Raw genomic sequence first — 23,718 nt, forward strand, 5'->3', positions numbered from 1 at the left:
GCTCACTCCATTTCCCGAATTTAATCCACCGAAGGGATGATCGTTTACTCTACAGAGAACAGGTACGCGTACAATGGCTGTCCGCCTGGGTGAAGCTCAACTTCAATCTCGGGATAAACCGCCTGAATGAAGGCCTCAAGTTCTTCTGTCTCTGTGCTCACGGCATCTTCTCCGGTGAGGATTGTCACGATCTCGCTGCCTTCATCAATCATTTCTTCGAGCAGCTTCTTACAAGCATCCATCAGACTTGGCTGTGAAGACACAATTCGGCCATCTTGAATACCGATAAAATGCCCCTGCTTGATGTCAATACCGTCCATATTCGTATCACGCACCGCGTAAGTCACTTGACCGGATTTCACACGGCGAAGTGATTCGTTCATCGCTTCCGTATTTGTTTGGGCATCTGCTTTCTCTTGGAACGCCAGAATGGCTGCAAGACCTTGGGGAATGGATTTGGATGGAATTACGATCAAAGTTTTGTCGACCAGATCAACTGCTTGCTGCGCTGCGAGGATGATGTTGGAGTTGTTCGGCAGCACGTAGATCGTTTGCGCATGAATGCTGTTAACCGCATTCACGATGTCCTCTGTACTTGGATTCATCGTTTGTCCACCGGACAATACGACATCAACGCCTACACTGGACAAAATCTCTGTAATGCCCTCACCCAAAGCGACTGCAACGAAACCATACGTCTTGCCCGGTGCTGCCGCTGTTGCAGCAGTCGGAACAGGAGCCTCGTAACCTTCCGTGGTCATCTCTTCCAATATATGTGAATGCTGATCGCGCATATTTTCAATTTTGATGCGGCTTAATGCGCCGTAATTCATCGCTTGGTTCATGACTTCACCTGGATATTCGGCATGAATATGCACCTTGACCAGTTCGTCATCGGCAACGACGAGCAAAGAATCTCCCAGTTTGCTAAGCTGCTCGCGGAACCTGCCTTCGTCGAAAGCAAGCCCTGTCACCTTGCCAGGTTCAATCGTTAGCATAAATTCCGTACAATAACCGAATTCGATATCTGCAGTAGCCAAGTGCGCCTGCGCTGGAAGATGGGCATGGACTTCTTTGGCCAGGTTCAAGCCCGGAACTACAGAAACCGTATCGAGCCTTGTATCCATCGTCGCGTAGTCTTCTTCCACCTGAAGCAGACCGCCGTTTAACGCTGTGACGAAGCCTTCATACACGCAGACAAGTCCTTGACCGCCTGCATCTACCACCCCAACCTGCTTGAGCACAGCAAGCTGCTCAGGCGTTCTAGCGAGGGCTTCGTTCGCCTTGCTCAAAACTTCCTGCATAAGATCGAGCAGATCGCCGCCGCGTCTATACTGCGTGGCATGTTTGGCTGCTTCTTTGGACACTGTCAAAATCGTGCCTTCTACCGGCTTCACGACAGCCTTATACGCTGTCTCTACCCCTTGCTGCAACGCAGCCGCGAATTGCTGTGCATTCACATTCTCAAGATCGTGCACATGCTTCGCGAATCCGCGAAACAGCTGTGACAGAATAACCCCAGAGTTACCCCGGGCGCCCATCAGTAACCCTTTGGACAATGCATCAGCTGCTTTCCCAATATGAGAGGATGGCTTCTTTTTCAGTTCCTCACAACCAGCGGTGAGTGTTAAATTCATGTTGGTGCCGGTATCTCCATCGGGTACAGGGAAAACGTTCAATCCATTAACCTTGTCTACATTTCTGCGAAGGTTATCCGCACCCGCCAAGACCATGGCAGTGAAGTCATTTCCATTTATTGAAATAAAGCGCTTACTCAAAGTGATTCCCCTTCCTGGTTATCGGGCTTTTATTTAGCTACACGAACGCCTTGAACAAAAATGTTCACATCGTCTACATGAAGCCCTACGACATCATTCAAAATATATTTGACTTTCGTTTGGACATTGCCGGCAACGACGGATATTTTAGTTCCATAGCTGACAATAATATAAAGATCAATCTCGAGTCGCCCGTTCTCCCGACGAACTTCGACACCGCGGCTTAAATTGTCCCGCCCTAACAGTTCTGCTATTCCGTCTTTTAATTGCTTTCTAGTGGCCATGCCAACAAGTCCATAACAATCTAACGCAGCGGATCCCGCCAGAGTTGAAATCACTTCATTGGTAATATACACTTTTCCAAACTCGGTTGTGAGTTCAATTGGCATTATCTTACAACTCCTTCATGTTTCACTTTAGCGACTAATTATGTAAGTATTCCCATTCCAGCTTTGCTTTAGCAAAGTCGACGCCAAATCGTCAATTACTATGTATTCGGAAAGGTGGGCTAATCTTCATTGTACTATAACATACTTAATAAATAAACGGCAAAAAAGAAGGTAATTCGTTGACTCTGCTCCTTTTGCTATGCTATTATATTTAAGTGTGTTTTTGCTGGTTATTATAAGAATCGCAAGAAGCAAAGTCTAAATTTGAGGAAAGCTGTCATGTCAAGCTTAGGCTTGCCACCCAGGCTGCTTTGTATACTGCCGAAGGAGGTGTCAAACATGTCCCGCAAATGTTTCGTTACAGGTAAAAGTCCTAAATCAGGAAACCACGTGTCCCACGCTAACAATAAAAATAAGCGTACTTGGGGAGTTAACGTTCAAAAGGTTCGCATCCTCGTTGATGGTAAACCAAAACGGGTTTACGTAAGTGCTCGTGCGTTGAAGTCCGGTAAAGTGGCTCGCGTTTAATTTTCGGATACTTATACTTTATGTAAAAAGACAAAAAGCACCTTCCGGTGCTTTTTTTGCATTTCTGGGGATTGGGACTTCGTATGTGTTAGCTAACTTAGTTTTTGCTAAACGTATTAAGTACAGCTTTCACGAACCCACCCAAAAATTTTGGTAGCTTGATTGTGTAGAACTTCATTCTCTACCCCTCCTTAGAGTTTAGCCAGTAAACGGACGCATGCCCGAAGACTGACTTCGACTTCGTGAGCACTAACATCATTACAACAGTATATGCCCCGGTCGTGAAAAAGTACCTTCTATTTTACTTTCTCCGATCTATTCGCTTCCAGAAAGCAAAAAAAGCTACAAGAGCGCATCGCTCTTGTAACTATATGTATGCAGCTAGGGTGCAGTTATACCCGTCTGCGTGTATAGCGCATAAATTAAGTTGAACATGAAATACAAGATCACAGCAATCACGATGAACCAGATCCGAAATCCGAGTCCCTCAAACCGCCGGAAGAAACGCATCCCCAGATACAAAGCACCGAGTGAAAAAATATACTTCGTGATATCGTGTATGTTAGAAAAACACGCAAGAAGCACGGCGCAAACTAGACTGTACAGAAACAGCCAGAGAAATCTCATCGTCCCGTTCCCCTCTACCCCCGAATTCGTCTAATCGCATCCGCGCGGTCGGACTGACCAAATACAGCGTTGCCTGCGACGAGCACATCAGCTCCCGCTTCGATCACCTGGCGAGCTGTCACTTCGTTGATTCCGCCATCCACCTCAATGTGCAGGCCGCTCAGCCCTTTAGCGTTCGCTTGATCGCGCAATGCGCGGATTTTGCTCAGCATGCCGGGAATGAACGCTTGTCCGCCAAAGCCAGGATTGACGGTCATAATAAGAACAAGATCCAGATGCTCATCGAGCACGTGTTCAATAAGCGAAATCGGTGTTGCAGGGTTAAGAACAACCCCTGTTTTGACGCCGCTTTGCTTAATCAGATGAAGCGTCCGATGCAGATGTGTACAAGCCTCTACATGGACGGAGATGAGGTCTGCGCCCGCTTTAATAAAGTCAGGAATATAGCGATCAGGCTCCTCTATCATTAAATGGACGTCCAGCGGCAGCTTCGTCACCGGCCGTATCGCTTCAACAACAAGTGGTCCAATCGTAATATTGGGCACGAAATGGCCATCCATGACATCCACATGGATCCAATCTGCTCCGCCAAGCTCGGCGTCTTTAATCTCTTCACCAAGTTTAGCGAAGTTAGCTGATAAAATAGAAGGTGCTACATGTACCATTCGTTCCTAATACCTCCTCTTCCGATCCTTGATTTCCCCTAAAAATAACAAGTAATGATCATAACGCGAAGCGGCAATCGTTCCTTCGGCCACCGCATCACGAACCTTGCAATCCGGCTCATGCAGATGCAAACAGCCTCTAAACCGACAACCTTCCGCTACCTCAGCGAACTCTTTGAAGCAGCTGCTAAGCCCTTCTGCCTCGACTTCCATGAAATCCAGCTGGCTGAATCCCGGCGTATCTGCAACGAGGCCACCATTGTTCAAAGGAAGCAGCTCAACATGGCGGGTAGTATGCTTCCCTCGGCCCAAACGTTGAGAGATCGCATTGGTCTCCAAGTTGCGGCCGCTAATCATTTCATTCAGCAAAGAGGACTTGCCTACACCGGATTGCCCTGCGAAAACGCTGACCGCGCCTTCGAGATGATGCAGAATCGCTTCCACACCCACTCTCTGGCGAGAACTCGTCTTGAGCACCGTATAACCGATCCCCTCATACAGCTTCGTAATCCGCTCCAGCTCCGCGACCGTCATTTCTTTAGGTGCTGCAGGATTATTATGTTCTGACAATAGATCACTTTTGGTGAAGCAAAGGACAACTTCGATGCCTGTGTTTTCAATATGAACAAGAAATTTATCTAGCAGCTGTAAATTCAGAACAGGCTCTGTAACTGAGAATACAAGTACAACCACGTTCACATTGGCAATCGGAGGACGGATCAGCTCCGAAGAGCGCGGCAGAATTTCAGTAACAGTCCCTTCCCCATTCTCGGTCTCCTCAAACATGACCCGATCCCCGACAAGAGGCGTTATCTTCCTGTTCTTGAACACGCCCCTACCGCGACAAGTAATCGTATTTACATCCTGGAGCTCCGCCCCTTCGGGCAGAACATAGTAATAACCGCTCAAAGCTTTAACAATCATTCCTTGCGGCATTAATCTGTGCCTCCAGTAGGTGGTTTTGAGGCAGCGCCACCTGATTGACCTTGCCCATTGCCGCCCACCGGAATAGCCGGTCCGTTGTTTTGCTGTTTAGGCGACGAGGAAGGCGAGACGCTAGGACTCGGCGAGACGTTCTTGCCATTCTTTTGATCTAAATAATCTTGATAGGTGCGCGTAATGGAGTTAACCAAGTTGTCTCCTTCTTTAATCAAAATGACGGCTTTCTTATCCGGAGAAACAATGACTTTGACATCCAAGTTTTGAGGTTTTGATACTTTTTCTGTTTTGTATTCGAAGTTCTCATACTGCGCATCGCTAACGATAATTTTGAACTCGGAATCCTTGCCCTCCGTCGTCGGCTTTACCGGGACACTGACAGTTAGTTGTCCAGCATCTTCCGGCAATCCATCGCTAATAATCAAAGAGATTTCAGAGCCAACGGAGACATCCGTGTTTTTATCAAATGGAAATTGCTTGATTACTTTCCCTTTGGCAACCTTGTAGCTTTTCTCGCGTGTAATGCCGTTCGCAGGAAGCTTAAGGTTCAACTTGGTGATTTGCGCCTTCGCTTCAGCCTCCGTCATGCCGACGAGATCCGGCATTTTGAAGGTTTCTTTTGCTTTGCTTACAACGAAAGTAATCGCTGCTTTATCCAGCTCAAATTCTTCTCCGACTAGAGGCGTCTGCTTCAGAATTGTGTCTGGCGGATCATCCGTTGTCGTTTGGGTGAACGTAATCTGATCATCGCTAATCCCGAGCGCTTCCAGCTTCAGCTTAGCGTCTTTGAGCTGCTGGCCAATATAGCTTTCCATCTTGATTTTAGGAGCGCCTTTACTAACATACAGCGTCACCTTGGTGCCAACGTTCATTCGCATGCCGCTTGGATTTTGACGGATAACCGTATCCTTAGGTGCTTTGCTCTCCGCATCGATCTCCACGGTGAAACCCAGCTTGGCAGCTGTTAATTCGGCTTGCGCTTCGGTTAGCGTTTTGTTCACCACGTTAGGAACTTCCACCGTTTCGATGGCGAACATCCCTTTCACGTATCCGACCGCGTACCACATAGCGCCAAGAATCATCAGCAAAATGACGATCCAAACAAGCGGCTTAATCCAACCCTTCCCCTTCTTGGCAGCAGGCTCCTCGCGCCAAGTGGGCTTCTCAGGTTCATCGTCGTCATCGAAGCTCGCAAGCTGATCCGCACGAATGGCTGGCATAACCAAGGTACGCTCCTCGTCCATCCCATCGGCATCCCAAAAAGCTACTTTGGCTTCATTCCGGCGATCCGGATGTAAGCACGTATCAAGATCCGCCATCATCAGCTTCGCAGACTGGTAGCGTTCATCGGGCTTTTTGCGCATGGCTTTTAGAATAATGTTTTCCACGCTCTGCGGAATGAGAGGATTTACTTTACGAGGATCTTCCACATCTTCCTGCAAATGCTTCAAAGCCACAGAGATCGGACTTTCGCCAAGAAAAGGCAGCCGCCCCGTCAGCATTTGATACATCACAATACCGAGGGAATACAAATCGGACTTTTCGCCTGTATTCGTACCTTTCGCATGCTCTGGCGAGAAATAATGCACAGAACCGACAACGGCTCCCGTTTGCGTTATCGTGGAAGACGTAGCAGCCCGCGCGATACCGAAATCCGTCACTTTGACGCGGCCGTTTTTACCGATCAAAATATTGTGCGGCTTAATATCCCGATGAATAATTTCATTATGATGAGCGTGATCGAGCGCATCTGCAATTTGGCTGGCGTAATGAACAGCGTCTTCCACCTGCAGTGGTGCTCTTTCCTTAATTAAATCATTCAAAGTAGTGCCTTCTATGTATTCCATGACAATGTAATGCACATCTTCTTCTTGTCCCACGTCATAAATACTGACGACATTAGGATGAGAAAGGGAAGCGGCTGCTTGAGCTTCTCTGCGGAAACGACGAATGAACTCTTCGTCATGTACATACTGCTGTCGCAGTACTTTTACAGCCACTTTACGATTTAATAAAAGATCATGCCCTTTATAAACTAAAGCCATGCCGCCTCCGCCAATACGGTCTAGAATTTCATAGCGGCCCCCAAGCTTTCTACCGATCAATTCCCATCACCCCTTTTTTCGTCCGAATCAGAATCGTGCGCAAGTAAAACAACCGTTACGTTATCGTCTCCACCTTCACTCAGCGCGCTTTGAATCAATTGTTCCGCAGCAGCATCCAGCTCGGCGTGCGATTTGATGATTCGTAAGATATCGCCGGAATCCACTAATCCGCTTAAACCGTCGGAGCAGATCAGAATTGTATCCCCCGGCCGCCACGAATACTCGTACAAATCAACCTCTACACTAGGCTCTGTGCCCAGCGCTCGCGTAATCCAATTACGCCGGGGATGATGATCGGCTTCTTCAAGGGTTATCTGTCCGTTCTTCACAAGCTCATACACCAGGGAATGGTCTTCTGTTAGCTGAGTAATCGACTCCCCGGCAACTTTGTACGCACGGCTGTCACCGATGTGACCGATGATCAGCAGCTCTTGGGAAGCGATCACGGCGACAACTGTCGTGCCCATGCCATGATAACTTTCTTGTCCAGAGGCAAATTCATAAATTTTCTCATTCGCCTTCTCGATCGCTTCCTTCAGCACTTGCTTACAAGCGTCAACGGGCATTCCCCAATGGATGGTTTGCAGTTCATTACTGATCATATCAATTGCCATTTGGCTGGCAATATCGCCAGCCTGGTGTCCCCCCATACCATCAGCGACAATAGCCAAAGAAAGGCCATTCAGCTCATGCTGTATGGCGGCGCGGTCCTCATTCACTAAACGGACTTTACCGATATCGGTACGGCTTACCATCTTCATCCTGATTTCACCTCATGACTTGCTCTCCATATGCTTCGCGCGCAGTTGTCCGCATGCAGCAGCGATGTCACTGCCTTGTTCACGGCGTATGGTGGCATTAATTTTGGCCTTCTCAAGAATACGTTGGAAGGTGAAAATATCGTCCCTAGGCGTACGTTTGAAATCCCGTTCGGCCACGAAATTCACAGGAATCAGGTTCACGTGGCTAAGCGGCATATCCTTCAACACTTGCGCCAGTTCCTCTGCATGTTCAGCCTGATCGTTCACTTCCCCCATGAGGGCATATTCGAACGTGATGCGTCTGCCGGTTTTGGCAATGTAATACTTACATGCTTCGATCAAATCAACGAAAGGAAATCTGCGATTGACCGGCATTAGTTTCGAGCGGAGCGCATCATTCGGAGCATGGATAGAAATCGCCAAGTTGACTTGTAGATTCTCATCTGCGAACTTATAAATGTTTGGCACAATTCCGCTTGTCGAAACCGTGATATGACGCTGTCCAATGTTCAAGCCCTTCGGATGAATCATCACGCGCAAGAAATTCATCGTCGCTTCATAGTTCTCAAATGGCTCGCCGATTCCCATGATGACGATAGAAGAAACGCGCTCCCCAGTCTCATCCAGCAGCTTCTGAGCTTTAACGACCTGAGCCACAATTTCCCCGGGTCTCAAATCCCGCTTAAGACCGCCTAGTGTAGACGCGCAAAAGGTACAGCCAACCCGGCAGCCTACTTGCGTAGTGACGCAAATACTGTTGCCGTAGTTATGCTTCATGACGACGGTTTCGATCGCATTCTTATCTTCAAGTTCAAATAAGAACTTGACGGTGCCGTCCTGCGACTGGTACTTTGCGATCTCAGACAGCGTAACGAATTCAAACTGATCCTTCAGTTTGTCTCGCAGCGCCTTCGGCAAGTTGGACATCTCGTCAAAGCTGAACACACGCTTAATATACAGCCAGTCAAAAATTTGCCCAGCTCGAAATGAGGACTCGCCGTTTTCTTTTACCCAGCTCTGCCACTCATCCCAGTTTAAATCATATACAAATGGTTTTTCTTTCAAATACGGTTTATTAGACACTATTTATCACAACCTGTTGTTATTTGTTCCAGCTTTATTGCTAATCCTGTCTATTTTATCACAAAGCGGGGACGAACACACATCCCCCTCTAGCAGCTAGGCACGCTTGCGCAGCCGCGCTATGAAAAAGCCGTCCGAATGATACTGCTGCGGCAGAATTTGCACCATGCCTGTGGCAGCAGCCGCAGGATCAATGCTCGCAAATGCTTCCGCCGGCAGCGGTGCGAGCTCAAAATCGCGATGCTCCGCGAGGAAACGCTCCACCATGCCTGCGTTCTCCGCATGCTCAATTGTGCACGTGCTGTATACCAGCACGCCGCCAGGCTTCAGCAGCCGATGTACTCGGCTTAAGATCGCGTACTGCAGTTCGCTGATCGCATCGATCTCAGCTTCCTGCTTCGCCCACTTTAAATCAGGCTTGCGGCGAATAACGCCTAAGCCGGAACACGGCGCGTCGAGCAGGATGCGGTCGAACGACTCCGCCGCAAAATGCTCGTCCAGCTTCGCAGCATCCATCACAAGCGTCTGAATCGACGACAGTCCCAGACGATCCGCCTGATCTGCGATCAGCTTCTGCTTATGCTCATGCAGATCACAAGCCCAGATCTTACCGTTATCATCCATCTTCTCCGCAATGTGCGCTGTTTTGCCGCCAGGGGCGGCGCAGCAGTCCAGCACCGTCATGCCTGGACGCGGCTCAAGAGCTTCGGCGACGAGCATCGAGCTCTCGTCTTGAATGGAGAAGTCCCCCTGCAAGAAACCGGGGGACAAAGCCATGTTCCCGGCCCCCTGCACAAGGATGCCGGCCGGGGCCAGCTTTGACGCTTCCGCGCTGAGGCCGCTGCCCTGAAGCTGCTCCAGCAGCTCCAGACGGCTGCGGTGCCTCGCATTCGCGCGAATGCTCACGTGCGGCGGCTCATTGTTCGCCGCACAGATCTGTTCCGTCAGCTCAGGTCCCAGCTGACGGATCCATCGGCGCACGAGCCACTCCGGATGGGAGTGGCCCAGCGCGATGCGCTTCACGTCGCCGAGCGCCGCCGGAAGCGTAAGCTCCGCTTTGCTGCGGATGATTGCGCGCAGCACGCCGTTGACCATGCCCGAGATGCCCTGGTGGCCTCGGCGCTTCGCGATATTGACCGCTTCGCTGACGACCGCATGGTCGGGGATGCGGTCCAAGTAATGCAGCTGGTAGAAGCTCAGCCGCAGCAAGCATCTGACCCATGGCTCCAGCTTCGCAAGCCCTTTGCTCACAAAACGCTCCAAAAAGAAATCAATCGTATTTTTACGTCCGATGGTTCCATACACAAGTTCAGTCGCCAGCCCCGCATCGGCCCGTTCAAGGGCGTGCTTCTGCAAAACCTGATTGAGCAGAAGATTGCTGTACGATTGATTCTCTTCAACACGAATCAATACATCCAGCGCCGCTTCGCGGGCAGAATGCTTAACAGCGCTGCTCTTCGCAGCGCCCCCGGAAGTTTTTGATGACAAGGGCTTACGAGCCCCTTGTGTTTGGTTAGATCCATGTTGCGGACGGTTTGATTTTTGCGTTGACAAATCGAATACCTCATTTTTGTTAAGTTATGGCTGATCTTCGCCCACACTGCCGAATGTCGTACCTACTGCGATTTGCACGCCGCGAATAAATTCGGAGACGGGCATCGCCTTTTTGCCAGCAGGTTGAATATGGGTCAGCCATAGCGTACCTTCGCCGGTCATCACTTCAATACCGTGCTCACTGCTGCCAAGAACCGTTCCGGGAGCAGGAGCTTCTGCGAAGCTGCGGCTTGTTGTTTCCTTCGGATTCGCGCTCTCCCAAATCTTCATGACTTCCCCATTCCAGAGGGTGTAAGCCCCAGGGAAAGGATTCAGGCCACGCACTTGATTCCAAATCTCCACCGCCGAACGCGACCAGTCAATCAGCTCGTCCTCCCTGCGGATATTCGGGGAGTAGATCGCGTCAGCCTCATTTTGCGGGACAGCCTGAATACGTCCTGCCAGTAAATCCGGCAAGGTGCGTTTCAACAACTCGCTGCCGGCGATGCTTAGCTTTTCAAACAAAGTCCCTGTCGTATCGGTATCCTCAATTGGAAGCTCCACACGGGAAATCATGTCGCCCGTATCCAGTCCAACGGCCATATACATGATCGTGACGCCTGTCGTTGCTTCGCCGCGCAGCACAGCATGATGAATCGGTGCTCCGCCGCGGTACTTAGGCAGCAAGGACGCATGGATGTTAATGCAGCCATATTGCGGCAGATCAAGAACAGCTTTGGGCAAAATCTGACCATAAGCAGCCGTCACGATCAGATCAGGCTTCAGCTGGCGCAGAAGCTCCACGGAATCCGCTTGGCGCAGCTTCTCCGGCTGCAGCACCGGAATGCCGTGTTTCTCCGCTTCCACCTTCACCGGCGGCGGCGTCAGGACGCGCTTGCGTCCTTTCGGCCGATCCGGCTGCGTGACAACCGTCGTCACGTTATAACCTTCCTCCAGAAGAGCCTGTAGGGAAGGTACTGCAAAATCCGGTGTACCCATGAAAATGATATTCACTCAGAATCTTCCTCTTCATCGCTAGTGTATGTTTTGGTTGCCAGGTCCGTAAACAGAATCCCGTTCAAGTGATCAATTTCATGGAAAATGCAGCGAGCTAGCAGCTCAGTGCCCGTAACTTCTATTGGATTTCCGTTGCGATCTTGGCCTTTGGCCGTAACATTCATTGGGCGTAAGACATCACCGCGGAGTCCAGGGATGCTTAAGCAGCCTTCCGGTCCGTTTTGTTCGCCGCTGGAAGAAACGATTTCTGGGTTGACCATTTCGATCAATCCGCCATGCTCTTCGCCGCAATCCATCACAATCACGCGTTTGAGAATACCGATCTGTGGAGCAGCAAGGCCTACGCCCTCTGCCTCATACATCGTGTCTGCCATATCGTCAAGCAATTTATGCAGATTGGAATTAAATTTGGTCACTGTGATCGCTTTTTCCCGCAGCACAGGATCTGGATCTTTTACAATAATACGAATAGCCATAACGTGCACCTACCTTTGAGTCTTCTCTATTTGGGATTTCTTACATCAAATATTGGGGGTCAACATCCACACTGATCAGCAGCTTTTCCTTCGATGAGCGCTCTTCAAACCAAGCCACCGTCCGGCCAACAATCTCTGCCGCCTGATCTTCCCCACGATATTTTACCACGCATTGGAATCGATATCTATCTTTGATTCGGGAAATAGGCGATGCGACTGGGCCTAGCACGTCCATTTGGAAAGAGTTGTCCCCGGAAACCGTGTCTGAAAACAGGTCAATTTGTTTCGTAGAATACTCAAGCGCGATCTCTTTGAGCCTCGTGACAAAAGCTTCCGCGAAACGCACCAAAAGCGGTACCTGCTCATGTGAAAAAGTAACCAAAATCAATCGTTGATAAGGCGGATAGCCTAAATTTGCACGTACATCCAGCTCATGGTTGGCAAAAGCAATAAAGTCATGCTGACTTGCGTATTGCACGCTGTAATGCTCAGGCGTGTAAGTCTGGACGAACACTTCCCCTTGCTTTTCATGACGGCCCGCACGCCCGGCTACCTGTGTTAGAAGCTGAAAGGTTCGCTCCGCCGAACGGAAATCCGGAATATTCAGCACGGTATCCGCAGCAATAACCCCAACTAGGGTCACATCAGGAAAATCGAGCCCTTTGGCGACCATCTGCGTCCCAAGCAGCACATCCGCCTGCTTCTCGCGAAACATCGTCAGCCACTTTTCATGCGAACCCTTCTCTGTCGTCGTATCGACATCCATTCGAATGACGCGAATACCTGGGAATATTTTACCCAGTTCCTCTTCAACACGCTGCGTGCCTGTGCCAAAATGGCGAATATGCTTGGACTGACAGCTAGGACACTCGGTCACCTCGCGTTCCGCATAACCGCAATAATGGCAGCGCAGCATACGTGAGCTCTGATGGTACGTAAGTGAAATATCGCAATGCGGACATGTCGAGACGTATCCACAGGTACGGCACATGACGAAAGTCGCGTACCCTCGCCGGTTCAGCAGCAAAACAATCTGTTCTTTCTTGTGTAACCGATCTTCAATGGCTTTATACAGCGCTGTGCTAAACATCGAACGATTTCCGCTTTTCAATTCCTCGCGCATATCAATAATCGCAACAGGAGGCATCGGCCTGCTGGCCACCCGCTCCTTCATCGTGAGCAATCTGTAAGGAGGCTCTACCCGATCTCTGCGTCGTCTTGTTCTCTCTAAGCTCTCTAGCGATGGTGTCGCTGAACCGAGCACAACGACTGATCCTTGCATGCTTGCACGCTTAACCGCCACATCGCGCGTATGATATTTGGGACTTTCTTCCTGCTTATAAGAAGACTCATGTTCCTCATCAATAATAATAAGTCCTATTTTCGTAAAAGGAGCAAAAATCGCGGAACGAGCGCCAATAACCACTTTCACTTGCTTGCGCGTAATTTTGCGCCATTCGTCGTATCGTTCCCCATTCGATAACCGGCTGTGCAGCACAGCAACCAGATCGCCGAATCGCCCCTTAAATCGTTCCACCATTTGCGGTGTCAACGAAATTTCGGGTACGAGCACGATCGCTTCTTTCCCCATATCCAAGCATTGCTGGATGGATTGCAAATAAACTTCCGTTTTACCACTGCCTGTGACGCCATGCAAAAGAAAGACCTCATGGCGCTCCTCAGCGACAGCAGCCTGAATTTCCGCAAAAACACGGCTCTGCTCCTCTGTTAACTCAAGAGGCTGCGTCCTCGCAAAAGCACGACCCGCATAAGGGTCGCGCATGACTTCGACTTCGCGCAGCTCGATCCATCCGCGATCGGCTAAGCTTTTAACCGTTGAAGCGCCTACTTCCACCGTTTCCATCAGTTCCGTAAGCCGAATGGCGTGAGGATGCTCCATCAAATAACGCAGTACATCCTGCTGCTTGTTAGCTCTCGCCGGAAGCTCGGAAAGCGCCTGCTCTAGCCCGCTGCCACCCGCAGGAGGAAATACGGTTAGCGCCTTCTTCGTGCTCATTCGGTCCTTAACCACCTGGACCTCCGTCAATATGCCCGCGCCAAGCAATTGCTTGATGAGGGCACCGTCCGCCGCAAAGCGTTCCATCAAAGCGTCCATAGGAACGGACCCTTTGGACTTAACGTAGGCTACAATTGCCTGCAAATCCGGCATGTCCAAGAGCGACTGTTCACCAAACTCCTCGCCAACCCCAATCGCCCGCTCATACTTCGCTTTGAGTGCAGCCGGCAGCATGGCTTGAAGAGCTGTGACTTCGTGGCACAAATACATATGGCTAATCCATCTGCCAAGCATCACAAGCTCGTCTGTCAAAGGAGGCACTAGATCCAGGACGTTCTGTATGGGTTTAATCCGTTTCACATCAAGCTGTGTGTTCTCCTGCAATTCCACTACGAAGCCTTGCAGCACCCGAGGCCCAAAAGGTACGCCCACACGGCTCCCCACCTCGACCCACTTCCTTAGAGCCGAGGGCACTTCATAATCGAACGCACGGTTCGTTTGTTTCGCAGGAACATCTACAATGACCTTCGCGTACATCAGGATTCACTCGCCTTAGTTGGTAAACGATCCGCTGTCAACTCGAGCAGTCTGCGTGCGACATCTTTCTTGCTCAGGATAGGCAGCGCCTCTACGAGTCCGTTTCGGTCAAAAATACGCACCACATTCGTATCTCCGCTAAAGCCAGCCCCTTCCTGCGATACATCGTTCCCGACAATAAGATCACAATTTTTACGCTTCAGCTTGTCGAGCGCATGCTCATCGAGCCGCTCCGTTTCCGCAGCAAAGCCGATAACGAACTGATGCTTTTTGAGCGTACCCAGTTCCTGCAAAATATCTGGATTTTTAATCAACTCGAGCGTCATTGAATCCGATTTTTTCTTGATTTTTTGATCAGCGATAACAGATGAGCGGTAGTCAGCGACCGCAGCAGCTTTGATTACCACATGGCTTTCCTCAAAACGGGATAAGACAGCCTCCCTCATATCCAGCGCGGACTGAACAGATACCAGCTCAACACCAGCAGGTACAGGTAATGCGCTCGGACCCGAGACCAGAGTCACCTTGGCTCCCATACGCACAGCTTCCTCAGCGATAGCATAGCCCATTTTACCGGAAGAATCATTCGTAATATAACGAACGGGGTCAATGCGTTCTACCGTGCCTCCGGCCGTCACAAGCACTCGCTGCCCTTCAAGACGGCGAACTTCTCCCTTAAAATGCCGCTCCACTGCAGCAAATATCTCTTCCGGCTCCGCAAGCCGGCCTTTGCCGACATACCCGCATGCAAGCTGCCCTTCGCCCGGCTCAATGAAACGTACACCACGGCTTAGCAAAGTCTGCATGTTCATCTGCACAGCTGGATTTTCGTACATGTGCACGTTCATCGCAGGCGCAATCCAGATCGGTGCAGTCGTTGCCAGCAGCGTTGTGCTGAGCATGTCATCGCCTAACCCTAACGCTATTTTGGCGATCGTATTCGCTGTTGCCGGTGCAACAAGCACGAGGTCAGCGCTATCCGCCAAGTTAATATGGGAAACAACAGAAGGATCTTTCTCATCAAAGGTATCCACAAAGACATGATGACGAGACAGAACTTGGAACGTTAGCGGCGCCACGAATTGAACAGCGGATGCTGTCATAATGACACGCACCACCGCTCCCGCCTGAGTCAGCTTGCTCGTGAGCGCAGCCGCTTTATAGGCAGCAATCCCTCCGCACACGCCAAGTACAATCGTTTTACCCTGCAAAGCACTCATGGGTATCCCCTTTCTATCTGCTATTCTGAGAAAAAAATAACAACCACAAAGGGTTGTTGGGTAAGCGATTTATTTCTCTTTCTCGTTCTCTGTCGGCTCGATTTTCTCATAGCCAATGTAGTGGCCATAAAGCTCTTCAAGCGCCACACCAACATGCTTATGAGCTTTTTGGCCTTTCAAATCTGATTTTGCACCGTCGCGAAGAGATCTCGCTCTTTTGGATGCAGCGACAACGAGCGAATACTTGCTGTCTACGATATCTAGCAATTTATCAATTGAAGGGTATAACATTTATTTCACCTCATCTATCCATTGTACGATTTTGGGATACACACGCTCTTTTTTGCAATGTTCAGCCGTAAGAATCGCTTGTATTTTGGAGCAAGCTGATTCCACATGATCATTCACAATGGCATAATCGTAGTGTTCCATTAAACGGATTTCGTCAATCGCTACCGACATGCGACTGCGGATGACTTCGTCCGTTTCTGTACCACGTGTTACAATTCGATTCTCAAGCTCATCCAGCGAAGGAGGCAGCAAGAAAATAAACACGCCTTCGGAAAACTTTTGCTTCACTTGCAAAGCACCCTGAACTTCAATCTCCAGGATAACGTCTTTGCCGGAGCGCAGCGTTTCTTCAACAAAACGTCTCGGTGTCCCATAAAAATTACCTACGTATTCTGCCCATTCCAACACTTCATCCGCATCAATCATTTGTTGGAATTGCTCCCGCGTTTTGAAGAAATAGTTGACACCGTCGACTTCCCCTTGTCTCGGAGATCGTGTTGTCGCCGATACGGAATATACAATATCAGGAGAGCATTTGCGCAGCGCGGCGCACACGGTACCTTTACCGACACCAGAAGGGCCGGATAAAACAATCAAAATACCTCTCTCACGCTCAAGAGTGTTCGTATTACTCGTCATGATCATCGTCCTTGTTGGAAAGTCTATGCGCTACCGTCTCTGGTTGTACTGCCGACAAAATCACATGATCGCTGTCCGTGATAATAACGGCACGGGTTCTTCTACCATATGTAGCGTCAATCAGCATGTGACGATCACGCGCCTCTTGAATGATCCTCTTGATCGGAGCCGATTCTGGACTCACAATCGAGATAATGCGGTTCGCCGATACGATGTTGCCGAACCCGATATTGATTAATTTGATAGCCATTTAGGGCTTCCTCCTCGCGAAGCTTCATGCCGCTTCACTCGATATTCTGTATTTGCTCGCGCATCTTTTCAAGCTCTGCCTTCATCGCAATCACTCTAGCCGTAGGCTCCGAATGATTCGACTTCGATCCAATCGTGTTCACTTCCCGATTCATTTCTTGAATCAAGAAGTCCAACTTTCGTCCGACAGGCTCTTTCTCTGAAAGCAATTGATCACATTGCCCAAAATGACTCTTCAGACGAGTCAATTCCTCATCTACGTTAGACCGGTCTGCGAAAATCGCAATTTCTGTCGCCAGCCTCATCTCATCCACAGGTGTCTGATCCTGCAGGAGAGTCTGAATTCTATTCGTAAGCTTAGCCGCGTAATCTTGCACGACTCCAGGCGCTAAAGCTTCCAGTTCCGCATGGATCCGTTTCAGCTCAGCCAGACGTTCACGAATATCCTGTTCCAGAAATGCTCCTTCTCGCATCCGCATATCGGATAATTTGGCAACGGCCTCCTGCAAGCAGGCGCACAATTCCTGTTCGATCTCTTCGTCAGGCTCCTTGCGAAGCTCTTTCATCTGAATGAGATCAGGTAGTCTTAATAAATCTTTGAGACCGACCTGTTCGGCGTATCCATAGCGTCCCTTCAACTCCTCTGCAGCCTGCAAATAAGCATCTGCCAATGCGAAGTCAACCGTCACGCTCTTGGTGGAAGCCGCTTCACGTTCCGCTGTAACGAAGACGTCAACGCGCCCTCTCCTCACAGCTTGCAGCACCGTTTTCTTCAAAGCGTCTTCAAAGACCGCCCATTCCTTCGGCATTCGAATCGACACTTCACTATACCTATGATTGACCGATTTCACATCGATAAACACGTTGTATCCGGCAAAAGAACGATTCGCTTGTCCGAATCCGGTCATACTGCAAATCATCCTAATCACATCCATTACCCTATTTTAATTCATTTTGAAAGTGGGTACAAGTGGAAATCATGACGATTCGACTTTTCCCACACATACTTTGTCAGGTCAACACACATCTCATACGCCAGAAATGGGGTCATCAGATAGATGCCATTGAAGTAAGGCATTGCCGCATCCAGCAGCTCTTTGGCAATCTCCACGCCTATCGCACGGCCCTCTGGACCCTTGAGTCCACTCATGCGCGCTCTAACTTCATCCGACAAGCGGATACCTGGCACTTCATTATGCAAATACTCCGCGTTCCCTCCGCTCGCGAGCGGTGCAATCCCGATGAAGATCGGTATATTCAAATGCTTGGTCGCTTCATAGATTTGTTCAATGAGCTTAGCGTCATACACTGGCTGCGTCATAATGTAATCGGCGCCAGCTTCGATTTTGCGCTCCAAACGCTGAACCGCTTTGTCCAAATGCTTGACATTCGGATTAAAAGCAGCCCCCACCACGAAGTTCGCTTTCTGCTTCAGCGGTTTGCCGGAGAACGCAATTCCTTCGTTCAGCTGTTTAATCATCCGAATAATCTCGAAGGATGTCAGGTCGTAAACCGAGCTGGACCCAGGGAGATCGCCGAATTTGGCGGGATCGCCGGTCACGGCCAGCACATGGTCGATGCCCAGCGCGTGAAGCCCCATGAGATGGGACTGCGTCCCAATCATGTTGCGGTCGCGGCACGCGATATGAATCAGCGGACGCGCGCCAAGCTTATCCTGCACGAGGTAGCCGAGTGCCAGATTGCTCATGCGCGTCACCGCGAGTGAATTGTCGGCCATCGTAATGGCGTCGACGTTCGCATCCTGCAGGGCCTTCGAGCCCTGCATAAATTTGTCGATGTCGAGATCCCGCGGGGGATCCAGCTCGACAATAACGGTTTTGCGCTGCTTCACGATCTCCAGCAGCGAAGGCTTGCCAGCCGGCGGCGCAGGCTTCGCCGGCGCTGGTTCTAGCACGCGCACAGCGCGCGCGGGAGCCGCCGTGCCCGGCGCTGCCGGCACGTAGTCCTGCAGCGCCTTCGCGACTGCGGCGATATGCTCCGGCGTGGTGCCGCAGCACCCGCCAATGATGCGCGCGCCGAGCTCGGCGAAGCGCAGCGCGCTTTCGGCGAAGTACTGGGGCGTCGCCGCGTACGTGTACTGCCCGTCGACATAGTCGGGCAGTCCCGCGTTCGGGAACGCGGAGAACGGCACGCCGGCCAGCGGGGTCAGTTTCTCCATCGAGCGGAGAATCCCGTTCGGGCCGACGCGGCAGTTGAAGCCGATGACGTCGGCACCTTCATCTCGCAATCGCAGAAAAGCCTCCTGCAGCGGAACCCCGTCCTGTGTGCTGCCAGTTCCTTCGTTCGCGAACTGGCAAATCACGGGCAGATCGCTCATGCTGCGGATAATGCGCAGCGCCAACTGAAGCTCTTCCAAGTCATAAAAGGTTTCCAGCATGAGCCCGTCAACCGGCGAATCCAGAAGAATGGAGATCTGCTCGCGCAGCGATTCTTCGACATCGGCGGTGCGAACATTTTTGCGTTTGCCCGCACGAATTGAACCTATCGCTCCAACCACATAAGCATCTTTTCCGACAACCTTCCGAGCAAGTTCTACACCTGCACGGTTGATCGCTTCAACATCTCCTTCTAACCCATACTTAGATAATTTTTCACGGTTAGCCGAAAAGGTATTCGTTTCAATAAGACGAGCACCTGCCTCAAAATAGCGGCGGTGCACTTCAGCGACCGTTTCCGGTCTGAGTAGATTCAGTTCTTCATAAGAAATGCCTACCGGAAATCCCATCTGATATAAATAAGTCCCCATCGCGCCGTCACCAGTCAAAATTTCCCGCTGCAGCGCCGCCCGAAGATCCAGTTTCATCATAATCTCCCCGCTTACTAAAAAAATGTAGTTATAATGTATCACAAATGATGGGAGATATTAAGATAAACGTTTTATCAATAATTCTAATACCGTGCTAGTCCAGCGTCCCCTGATACACTTCTTCAGCAGGTCCCGTCATATAAACGTGATTATCTTCTTCATTCCATTCGATGAACAAATCTCCGCCTTTCAGCGAAACTGTAGCCTGACGGTCAGTAAGCCCATTAAGAACGGAAGAAACCAACGTCGCACAAGCACCGGTCCCGCAAGCAAGCGTAGGACCCGCCCCCCGCTCCCAGACACGCATATCCGTGAACGCGCGATTCTTCACCGTAGCGAATTCCACATTGATTTTACGCGGGAACATGGGGTGTACTTCAAGCTTCGGACCCCATACGGCAAGATCGAAATTAACCGCATCATCCACATAAATGACACAGTGCGGGTTCCCCATCGATACAGCTGTAAATCGAAACTCTCTTCCGTCTACTTCAATAGGATGATTGATGACTTTGGCCTCATCTACCGTCGTAGGAACTTCGAGTCCTTGCAAAATCGGCTGCCCCATATCCACTCGGACCGTCGCGACTTTCCCCTCTTGCACGTTCAGTTGGACCTTCTGAACGCCTGCTCCCAAAGTTTCAACAGTAATCTCTGTTGCTTCAGTGAGCTTGTGATCGTAAACATATTTAGACACGCAACGAATCGCATTGCCGCATTGCTCAGCTTCAGATCCGTCGGAGTTAATAATGCGCATTTTGAAATCTGCCTTCTCGGAAGGAAGAATATATACTAAGCCGTCAGCGCCAATCCCAAAGAAGCGATTGCACAACCGGATCGCAAGCTGATCCACATCGGCAGGAAGTTCTTTTTCACCAGCTATGACAATAAAATCATTGCCTAAACCATGCAATTTCGTGAATTTCATTGTAATCAGCACTCCAAATGTGTGTTTTAGCCAATATCATAGCGCAAAAATGATTGAATGCATAGCCCTTTCTCCTGTTTTTAGTTCCGTTAAATAGGAAAAGGCCATCCCAGAGGTCTTAAAGACCTTAGAGACAGCCTCACGTCTAAACTTATCTGAAACTTGCCTTGGATGACGTATAAGCAGCAGGACGAGAACCTTTGGTACGCTTCGGTGAGAGCACGCTGCCCAGCCCCATAAGAAAGGTCGGGATGCCTGCGGCGATCAGAACAAGAATCCAATCCTTCCAGCCAAGAGGAACGGTTTTGAAAATCGGTTGAAGCGTATCCACATACATAACGGCTAACATTAATATGAGAGAGGATAATACCGCAAGAACAAGGTAACGATTTTGCAACGGATTGCGGTGGAAAATTGAACGAGAACTGCGGCAATCGAACACATGAATCAGCTGAGCCATTACCAGCGTAGCGAATGCGACGCTTTGTGCTTTCAATAAGGTTGCGGCATCCGAAGGATCAGCTCGCAGCACGAGCCAGAAGGCCGCCAAGGTACATATACCGATAAGAATTCCGCGCGAGATGATTTTCCAGCCAAGCCGTCTTGCGAAGATATTTTCCTTTGCTGAGCGTGGCTTATGCTGCATCAAATCCTTCTCAGCTTGGTCAACGCCAAGCGCCATCGCCGGAAGCCCGTCCGTCACCAGATTCACCCAGAGAATCTGGATCGGTACCAGCGGCAAAGGCAGACCTGCCATCATCGCGATAAACATCGTCATGATCTCCCCGACATTGGATGCCAGCAAATACCGGATGAATTTGCGGATGTTTTCGTAAATCCCTCGTCCTTCTTCAATCGCTGCGACAATCGTGGAGAAATTATCATCGCTGAGAATCAAAGAAGAAGCTTCCTTCGAAACGTCCGTCCCCGTGATCCCCATCGCAATGCCAATATCCGCTGCTTTAATCGCCGGAGCATCATTCACTCCGTCACCTGTCATAGCGACAACATGTCCTTTACGCTGCAAGGCTTTGACAATACGCAGCTTGTGCTCAGGGGATACCCTTGCATACACGTAAGTATCGTTAACCTTGGCTTCCAGATCCTCGTCCGACATGGAAGCGAGTTGTTGCCCGCTCAAGCTAACTCCACTGCCTTGAATCATGCCGAGCTGTTTGGCAATTGCCTCTGCCGTCGTCTGATGGTCGCCGGTAATCATAACCGTTTTAATGCCTGCTTTGCGGCATTTGGAGATGGCTTCGCGCACTTCTTTACGAGGCGGGTCAATCATGCCGGTTAGCCCGATGAAGATCAAGCCAGTTTCCACCGTTTCATAGTCGTCGTAGCGATCAGTGCTTTTTAGCTCCTTATAGGCGATGCCAAGCACCCGTAAGGCGGATCTTGCCATACCTTCATTAGCCGCCATAACTTTTTGCTTAAGCGTAGACGTGAATGGAATGACTTTGCCATCCCATAGAATGTAGCTGCAGTGCTGGAGCAGAACGTCAGGTGCTCCCTTGGTGCATGCCATGCGGCCATTCTCCGAAGTCACGAGAACAGACATCCGTTTGCGCTCAGAGTCAAAAGGGAATTCAGCGATCCGTTTATATTTATCACTAAGCGATTCTTGTGTAATACCGCTTTTCGCGCTGAGAACAACTAACGCTCCTTCGGTCGGATCCCCTTTGATATTCCAGACAGAGACGACATTCTCTTTGGCATCCTTGCCTTTCTTGCGTTTCAACTCCTGCTTTTCCTCATATAACGTTGCGTTATTACAAAGCACGGACACATGGAGCAACCTGCTTAATGAAGGGTTTTTGAGCAAATCCGCGCTTTGTCCGCCAATTTGAATGTCCCCTACAGGCGTATAGCCGTCGCCTGTGACTTCCAGCACATCGCCGCCAACCCATAAGTGTGTAACGGTCATTTTGTTCTGTGTGAGTGTTCCTGTTTTATCGGAGCAGATCACCGATGCGCATCCTAATGTTTCAACAGAAGGCAGCTTTCTTACAATCGCTTTGCGTTTAATCATTCGCTGCACGCCAAGTGCCAGAGCAATAGTCACAATAGCAGGCAAGCCTTCTGGGATTGCGGCAACGGCCAAACTCACTCCTGCCAAGAACATGGCATAAGGCTGTTGTCCATGCATAATACCGGCAACGACGACGAGAACAGTTAACGCGATTGCTACGATAATCAATATCTTCCCGAGCTGTTCTAAACGGTGCTGAAGCGGCGTTTCCATGGATTCCGTATTTTGAATCAAATCTGCGATTTTACCCATTTCCGTATTCATTCCGATTCGAACGACAATGGCTTTGGCTGTGCCTCTTGAAACCATCGTCCCCATAAACCCTAGATTTCGCTGATCCCCAAGCGGTACTTCGTCCTGCGCAATAGCTCCTGTTTGCTTGCTGACGGCCACAGACTCACCTGTTAGCGCTGACTCCTCGATATACACGCCATTCGTCTCCAGGAAACGAACATCTGCTGGAACGCGGTCCCCGCTTTCAAGTAAAATGATATCGCCAGGCACCAAATCACGAGCTGGTATTTGATGAACGGCGCCTTCTCTCCACACGTTCGCATTCGGTGCTGATAGTTCTTTAAGTGCGCGTAGCGAACGTTCGGCGCGGAATTCTTGGGTAAAGCCAAGGATGCCGTTCATGACAATGATAACAACGATCGTGATAGCATCTAAATATTCGCCCAGCAAGCCGGAGATCAGAGTCGCCCCTAATAACACCAGCACCATGAAATCTTTGAATTGATTCAATAGCAGCGTAATCGGAGAGACGCGATGCCCTTCAGTCAGCTCATTGCGACCTGCTTCTCCCTGCCGCTTCCAGGCTTCTTCCCAGGGCAATCCTTGCTGCGTGTCCACCTGCTGTAACTGCAGGACTTCTTCCGATGTCAACTGGTACCACTTATTCTGACTCATTCGCCCTTCTCCCTCCCACTTCCCACTTGATCTTGCCTCCCACTCATACGTAAATGTATTCAGACAAGCCGGAAAATATCCCTGAAATCATCTTTCCCGGTGGCTAAGACTTAAGTTTTTGTGAAAAGTATGGCATCATAGAGATTAGCAAAGTTTTCACCTAGA

The 23,718-nt window shown here is 50.0% G+C and carries 22 protein-coding genes; 1 reads left to right on the forward strand and 21 read right to left on the reverse strand.

What is annotated here, in order from left to right; all coding sequences use genetic code 11:
* Positions 1-44 precede the first annotated feature (44 nt).
* Together AC58VC_RS09670 and AC58VC_RS09675 are read right to left on the reverse strand one after the other, a co-directional pair.
* Positions 45-1,778, reverse strand: coding sequence for a DAK2 domain-containing protein (locus AC58VC_RS09670; RefSeq protein ID WP_497368583.1), 1,734 nt, complete (start codon positions 1,776-1,778; stop codon positions 45-47).
* 29 nt (positions 1,779-1,807) lie between these two features.
* Positions 1,808-2,167, reverse strand: coding sequence for an Asp23/Gls24 family envelope stress response protein (locus AC58VC_RS09675; protein ID WP_127452220.1), 360 nt, complete (start codon positions 2,165-2,167; stop codon positions 1,808-1,810).
* A gap of 339 nt (positions 2,168-2,506) precedes the next feature.
* Here AC58VC_RS09675 and rpmB point away from each other — a divergent pair, with 339 nt between their 5' ends.
* Complete coding sequence (gene rpmB, locus AC58VC_RS09680) at positions 2,507-2,695, forward strand: 50S ribosomal protein L28 (RefSeq protein WP_127452218.1); 189 nt, start codon at positions 2,507-2,509, stop codon at positions 2,693-2,695.
* Positions 2,696-2,792: 97 nt separating this feature from the next.
* Here the strand turns inward: rpmB and spoVM are convergent, their stop codons facing one another.
* The 19 genes from spoVM to AC58VC_RS09775 form a co-directional block, all read right to left on the reverse strand.
* Positions 2,793-2,873 (reverse strand): stage V sporulation protein SpoVM, encoded by an 81-nt coding sequence (gene spoVM, locus AC58VC_RS09685; protein WP_014652194.1) that lies wholly within the window; start codon positions 2,871-2,873, stop codon positions 2,793-2,795.
* 203 nt (positions 2,874-3,076) lie between these two features.
* Positions 3,077-3,322, reverse strand: a complete 246-nt coding sequence (locus tag AC58VC_RS09690) for a hypothetical protein (protein WP_497368584.1) — start codon at positions 3,320-3,322, stop codon at positions 3,077-3,079.
* Positions 3,323-3,336: 14 nt separating this feature from the next.
* Entirely contained in the window at positions 3,337-3,987 is a 651-nt protein-coding gene (gene rpe / locus AC58VC_RS09695; protein ID WP_497368585.1) for a ribulose-phosphate 3-epimerase, read from the reverse strand.
* Between the two features lie 6 nt (positions 3,988-3,993).
* On the reverse strand, positions 3,994-4,923 hold the full coding sequence (gene rsgA / locus AC58VC_RS09700; protein WP_497368586.1) for a ribosome small subunit-dependent GTPase A: 930 nt from the start codon (positions 4,921-4,923) through the stop codon (positions 3,994-3,996).
* Positions 4,923-7,031, reverse strand: a complete 2,109-nt coding sequence (gene pknB / locus AC58VC_RS09705) for a Stk1 family PASTA domain-containing Ser/Thr kinase (protein ID WP_497368587.1) — start codon at positions 7,029-7,031, stop codon at positions 4,923-4,925. The genes rsgA and pknB overlap by 1 nt, the downstream gene beginning before the upstream one ends.
* Positions 7,028-7,792: a Stp1/IreP family PP2C-type Ser/Thr phosphatase gene (locus AC58VC_RS09710; RefSeq protein WP_497368588.1), complete on the reverse strand. Its 765-nt coding sequence runs from the start codon at positions 7,790-7,792 to the stop codon at positions 7,028-7,030. The genes pknB and AC58VC_RS09710 overlap by 4 nt, the downstream gene beginning before the upstream one ends.
* A gap of 12 nt (positions 7,793-7,804) precedes the next feature.
* On the reverse strand, positions 7,805-8,875 hold the full coding sequence (rlmN, locus tag AC58VC_RS09715) for a dual-specificity RNA methyltransferase RlmN (protein ID WP_161405915.1): 1,071 nt from the start codon (positions 8,873-8,875) through the stop codon (positions 7,805-7,807).
* Positions 8,876-8,971: 96 nt separating this feature from the next.
* Positions 8,972-10,363 carry a 16S rRNA (cytosine(967)-C(5))-methyltransferase RsmB gene (rsmB, locus tag AC58VC_RS09720; protein ID WP_497368589.1) on the reverse strand — a complete coding sequence of 464 codons (1,392 nt, stop codon included), beginning with the start codon at positions 10,361-10,363 and terminating at the stop codon, positions 8,972-8,974.
* A 90-nt stretch (positions 10,364-10,453) separates the two neighbouring features.
* Positions 10,454-11,407: a methionyl-tRNA formyltransferase gene (gene fmt, locus AC58VC_RS09725; RefSeq protein WP_497369008.1), complete on the reverse strand. Its 954-nt coding sequence runs from the start codon at positions 11,405-11,407 to the stop codon at positions 10,454-10,456.
* An 11-nt stretch (positions 11,408-11,418) separates the two neighbouring features.
* A complete protein-coding gene (def, locus tag AC58VC_RS09730; protein WP_145656673.1) occupies positions 11,419-11,901 on the reverse strand; it encodes a peptide deformylase in 483 nt (160 codons plus the stop codon).
* Between the two features lie 40 nt (positions 11,902-11,941).
* On the reverse strand, positions 11,942-14,455 hold the full coding sequence (gene priA, locus AC58VC_RS09735) for a primosomal protein N' (protein WP_497368590.1): 2,514 nt from the start codon (positions 14,453-14,455) through the stop codon (positions 11,942-11,944).
* Positions 14,455-15,675: a bifunctional phosphopantothenoylcysteine decarboxylase/phosphopantothenate--cysteine ligase CoaBC gene (gene coaBC, locus AC58VC_RS09740; RefSeq protein WP_497368591.1), complete on the reverse strand. Its 1,221-nt coding sequence runs from the start codon at positions 15,673-15,675 to the stop codon at positions 14,455-14,457. Before coaBC ends, priA begins: the two co-directional genes overlap by 1 nt.
* 69 nt (positions 15,676-15,744) lie before the next feature.
* Complete coding sequence (gene rpoZ, locus AC58VC_RS09745) at positions 15,745-15,966, reverse strand: DNA-directed RNA polymerase subunit omega (RefSeq protein ID WP_497368592.1); 222 nt, start codon at positions 15,964-15,966, stop codon at positions 15,745-15,747.
* Positions 15,967-16,605, reverse strand: coding sequence for a guanylate kinase (gene gmk / locus AC58VC_RS09750; protein WP_497369009.1), 639 nt, complete (start codon positions 16,603-16,605; stop codon positions 15,967-15,969). It lies immediately after the preceding gene.
* A complete protein-coding gene (remA, locus tag AC58VC_RS09755; RefSeq protein WP_009672664.1) occupies positions 16,595-16,855 on the reverse strand; it encodes an extracellular matrix/biofilm regulator RemA in 261 nt (86 codons plus the stop codon). Before remA ends, gmk begins: the two co-directional genes overlap by 11 nt.
* Before the next feature lie 34 nt (positions 16,856-16,889).
* Positions 16,890-17,762 carry a YicC/YloC family endoribonuclease gene (locus AC58VC_RS09760; protein WP_497368593.1) on the reverse strand — a complete coding sequence of 291 codons (873 nt, stop codon included), beginning with the start codon at positions 17,760-17,762 and terminating at the stop codon, positions 16,890-16,892.
* A 41-nt stretch (positions 17,763-17,803) separates the two neighbouring features.
* A complete protein-coding gene (locus AC58VC_RS09765) occupies positions 17,804-19,678 on the reverse strand; it encodes a bifunctional homocysteine S-methyltransferase/methylenetetrahydrofolate reductase (RefSeq protein WP_497368594.1) in 1,875 nt (624 codons plus the stop codon).
* A gap of 97 nt (positions 19,679-19,775) precedes the next feature.
* Entirely contained in the window at positions 19,776-20,609 is an 834-nt protein-coding gene (gene dapF / locus AC58VC_RS09770; protein ID WP_497368595.1) for a diaminopimelate epimerase, read from the reverse strand.
* Between the two features lie 151 nt (positions 20,610-20,760).
* Positions 20,761-23,553, reverse strand: a complete 2,793-nt coding sequence (locus AC58VC_RS09775; protein ID WP_497368596.1) for a calcium-translocating P-type ATPase, SERCA-type — start codon at positions 23,551-23,553, stop codon at positions 20,761-20,763.
* Positions 23,554-23,718: the final 165 nt, after the last annotated feature.

Source organism: Paenibacillus sp. J22R67, from assembly GCF_059692175.1.

Coding starts and splice junctions, on each gene's coding strand:
- AC58VC_RS09675 (WP_127452220.1), bottom strand. CDS start 2,167: ATGCCAATTGAACTCACAACCGAGTTTGGAAAAGTGTATATTACCAAT.
- rpmB (WP_127452218.1), top strand. CDS start 2,507: ATGTCCCGCAAATGTTTCGTTACAGGTAAAAGTCCTAAATCAGGAAAC.
- spoVM (WP_014652194.1), bottom strand. CDS start 2,873: ATGAAGTTCTACACAATCAAGCTACCAAAATTTTTGGGTGGGTTCGTG.
- AC58VC_RS09690 (WP_497368584.1), bottom strand. CDS start 3,322: ATGAGATTTCTCTGGCTGTTTCTGTACAGTCTAGTTTGCGCCGTGCTT.
- rpe (WP_497368585.1), bottom strand. CDS start 3,987: ATGGTACATGTAGCACCTTCTATTTTATCAGCTAACTTCGCTAAACTT.
- rsgA (WP_497368586.1), bottom strand. CDS start 4,923: ATGCCGCAAGGAATGATTGTTAAAGCTTTGAGCGGTTATTACTATGTT.
- AC58VC_RS09710 (WP_497368588.1), bottom strand. CDS start 7,792: ATGAAGATGGTAAGCCGTACCGATATCGGTAAAGTCCGTTTAGTGAAT.
- fmt (WP_497369008.1), bottom strand. CDS start 11,407: ATGGGTACACCGGATTTTGCAGTACCTTCCCTACAGGCTCTTCTGGAG.
- def (WP_145656673.1), bottom strand. CDS start 11,901: ATGGCTATTCGTATTATTGTAAAAGATCCAGATCCTGTGCTGCGGGAA.
- priA (WP_497368590.1), bottom strand. CDS start 14,455: ATGTACGCGAAGGTCATTGTAGATGTTCCTGCGAAACAAACGAACCGT.
- coaBC (WP_497368591.1), bottom strand. CDS start 15,675: ATGAGTGCTTTGCAGGGTAAAACGATTGTACTTGGCGTGTGCGGAGGG.
- rpoZ (WP_497368592.1), bottom strand. CDS start 15,966: ATGTTATACCCTTCAATTGATAAATTGCTAGATATCGTAGACAGCAAG.
- gmk (WP_497369009.1), bottom strand. CDS start 16,605: ATGACGAGTAATACGAACACTCTTGAGCGTGAGAGAGGTATTTTGATT.
- remA (WP_009672664.1), bottom strand. CDS start 16,855: ATGGCTATCAAATTAATCAATATCGGGTTCGGCAACATCGTATCGGCG.
- AC58VC_RS09760 (WP_497368593.1), bottom strand. CDS start 17,762: ATGACCGGATTCGGACAAGCGAATCGTTCTTTTGCCGGATACAACGTG.
- AC58VC_RS09765 (WP_497368594.1), bottom strand. CDS start 19,678: ATGAAACTGGATCTTCGGGCGGCGCTGCAGCGGGAAATTTTGACTGGT.
- dapF (WP_497368595.1), bottom strand. CDS start 20,609: ATGAAATTCACGAAATTGCATGGTTTAGGCAATGATTTTATTGTCATA.
- AC58VC_RS09775 (WP_497368596.1), bottom strand. CDS start 23,553: ATGAGTCAGAATAAGTGGTACCAGTTGACATCGGAAGAAGTCCTGCAG.